2 protein-coding genes and 1 pseudogene are annotated in these 2,782 nt (G+C 28.6%); all 3 read right to left on the bottom strand.

Annotated features, from left to right (window positions below):
- Nucleotides 1-225 (bottom strand): annotated as a pseudogene (locus tag OQH62_RS08360) (hypothetical protein); the annotation flags it as partial.
- Nucleotides 218-1,501 (bottom strand): hypothetical protein, encoded by a 1,284-nt coding sequence (locus OQH62_RS08355; RefSeq protein WP_266016086.1) that lies wholly within the window; start codon nucleotides 1,499-1,501, stop codon nucleotides 218-220. The gene OQH62_RS08355 and the pseudogene OQH62_RS08360, both read right to left, overlap by 8 nt.
- Nucleotides 1,502-1,933: 432 nt before the next feature.
- On the bottom strand, nucleotides 1,934-2,362 hold the full coding sequence (locus tag OQH62_RS08350; protein ID WP_266016084.1) for a hypothetical protein: 429 nt from the start codon (nucleotides 2,360-2,362) through the stop codon (nucleotides 1,934-1,936).
- Nucleotides 2,363-2,782 lie beyond the last annotated feature (420 nt).

Raw genomic sequence — 2,782 nt, 5'->3', positions numbered from 1 at the left:
GGTGGGTTGAGAATCATCTAATCCAATGTTGGATTGAGAATCTAAGGTGCCAAAGAAGTATTGAGAGAAAGGATTATTAGATTCTGTGCCACCTGTGAGTTCTATGCCACAAAGATAAATCTTTGAATGAATTGTGTCTTTGTTTTTGGATTCTAATTCTTGTATATCAATGATTTGATTATTATAAGCAAAGATTGTTTTTTTTGTTTTGGTTGTTTTAGACATTTTCTAGCTCTTTTGGTTGAAATTGTTTATTTATCTTTGAAAGTTTGTGATAGCTTTTGCTCCAATATTTATCACTTTGTATTCCTGCTAAAACATTCAAATAAAATTCATTTGCAGCACTCTGATAACTCTCTGAAACTTTACCATAATCATATTTATGATATAACATTCTTGATAAGATTTTATCTTTGGGGATAAAGATAAAGGGATAAAATTTGCTAATGGAGCAATTATTTGCTAGGATATTTAAATTAAAATTCTCTACTATAATAGGATTATAATCATTTTCTGCCTTTAGGAATTTGATTTTATTTGCTTGTTTATCCCAATAGATAAGCTCAAAATCACCTTTGATGGTATTGTTACATTTTTGAATTATCTTTTCTAAAAGAGTATTCAGTCTCTCGTATATACTTTTTAGTTGTGCTTGTATCTTATAAAACTTCTTAATACTTTCATAATATCTTTGATTGTCTATATCCCTTTTGCAAAATCCTTGTATTTGTTTTTCTAAAGCACTTTCATCAACATAACAAATATAATTATTATCAATCATACTTCTAGTCCATTGCCTAAAAGCTTTTGCTCCTTTAATGCTTTTAAGATTCTCATCTATATTTTGGAATTTGAGGAAGGTGTTATTATAAAACTTTAAGTAATGGAATGTACTAAGCAAAGAATCTCTAGCAGAGATATTATCAGGTATCCATTCTTTTACATCTATTACTTCTATACCGATAGAATCTAGTTTGTTTAATACCCAAGTGGTGCAGTTGTTGTTAAATACATTATAAGTAAAATCATCATTTATACTTGCTTCACTTCTTGGAGTAATTGCTTTTGTGGTTTCATAATCATTTTTTATATCTTGTAACAATTTATCGTATTGTTCTTGTGAAACTTCTAAAGTGCAACGATTTTTAAAAGTTTGGTTGCTTCTTAGTTTTTTGATTTTATAGGTATTTGTTTTTACATCATTATCCATTATATAGTGATTATTGTTAAATACTTTTCCTGCAGCTCGTTTAAATAAACCAATACTTTCTCCAGCTGCTCCAAATCCCCAAAAGCCATCATTAAAATCATTTATCTCTACACTTTCATACCATTTTTTATCAAAGTCTTTCCAATCAGCTTTTTTAAGTTTTTCTTCTCTTATTTGTTTGTCTTGTTTGTCTAAATCATCAGGGTGAGTATGACTTAAACCTAAAAAGGCGTGGGTGAATCCTTGCCAATCAGTTATCGGGTCAATATAGATAGTTACATAATGTTTCATTTCATCAATCCTCCTAACATTTCAAATAATTTAATTGAAAGAAATACAAACGCCATACCAAAACAAAAAGTCATAAAAATTCTCCATTTTTTCAAGATTAAACAAATTAATGTAAAAATAATAAAAGCTACTGCCAAAATATAAATTATCTCTCTAAAATAATAACTAAAATACATATCTATCCAAATAAATGCTATAACCAATGAAAATGAAAATATATTCACAATATAAAATAAATTAAATATAAAGATAAAAAACATAAAGAACAGAATAACATACTGATTATTATCGTTAGAAAAATATAGATATAACATAGGGACAATAAATAATCCAACACTACACACAAACCACGCAATCTGTCCGCTTGTAATAGAATCTAGTCCTTTAGATTCTAGCTTTGCTTTGAGTGTTGAATAGAGAGGAATATACAAGCTATATTCCTTTAATAGATTCCAAGAGTTCTTCATACTGCTCTTGTGAGATTTCAAATACGCAACGATTATTACTTTGAAAGGTAGATGAACTGCGTATGTCGGTCTTTTTGTATGGACTATCGTTAAACTGCTCAACATTTTCATATGGTTCGTGATTGTATTGATTATTCTCAAAGACTTTACCCCAATGATTAGTAGCAGATTCCACAGGTGCAAAGCCAAAGAAACCATCATTACATTCATTTATCTCCACACTTTCATACCATTTTTTATCAAAATCTTTCCAATCAGCTTTTTTAAGTTTTTCTTCTCTTATTTGTTTATCTTGTTTGTCTAAGTCATCAGGGTGAATATGACTTAAACCTAAAAAGGCGTGAGGGATATTAGCTTTCATTGGGTGGATATAAATTGTTATGAAATATTGCATTAAAAACTCCTATCTTCCGTGACTAAAAAAATAACACGCGAATACACTATAACATATCGTAAAGATAAACGATAAAAATAAACTCGATTTGTGTATTTTATAAAAGAAATTGATTACAGAAAGTGAAATCATACTTTCCAAAACAAACCAAAAAGTAATCTGCGGTTCAATCCAACTTATATCAAAAAACCATTGTATTGGATATGAATTAACAATCCATTGTATTGGGTATAAACCAAAAAACCATTGTATTGGGTAGAAAAATACAAATGGAGATATTGTTAAAATACCAAAACACAAAAAACAATCTAAAATAAATTTATCCCATTTGAATGACTCTTTTTTCATCGTAGTGTTTCCTTTGGGATATACTGATTATCCTCAAAAATCCCTTTGCTTGGTTTTTGTTCTCTTTGTATT

Origin of the sequence: Campylobacter sp. MIT 21-1684, from assembly GCF_026241315.1 — a bacterium.
Lineage (GTDB): Bacteria > Campylobacterota > Campylobacteria > Campylobacterales > Campylobacteraceae > Campylobacter_D.
The sequence above is the reverse complement of the archived record's forward strand: the minus strand, read 5'-3'. Positions and strand labels throughout refer to the sequence as shown.

Excerpts from the sequence above, each read along its gene's own strand:
- OQH62_RS08350 (WP_266016084.1), bottom strand. The coding sequence starts at position 2,362 with ATGCAATATTTCATAACAATTTATATCCACCCAATGAAAGCTAATATC.
- OQH62_RS08355 (WP_266016086.1), bottom strand. The coding sequence starts at position 1,501 with ATGAAACATTATGTAACTATCTATATTGACCCGATAACTGATTGGCAA.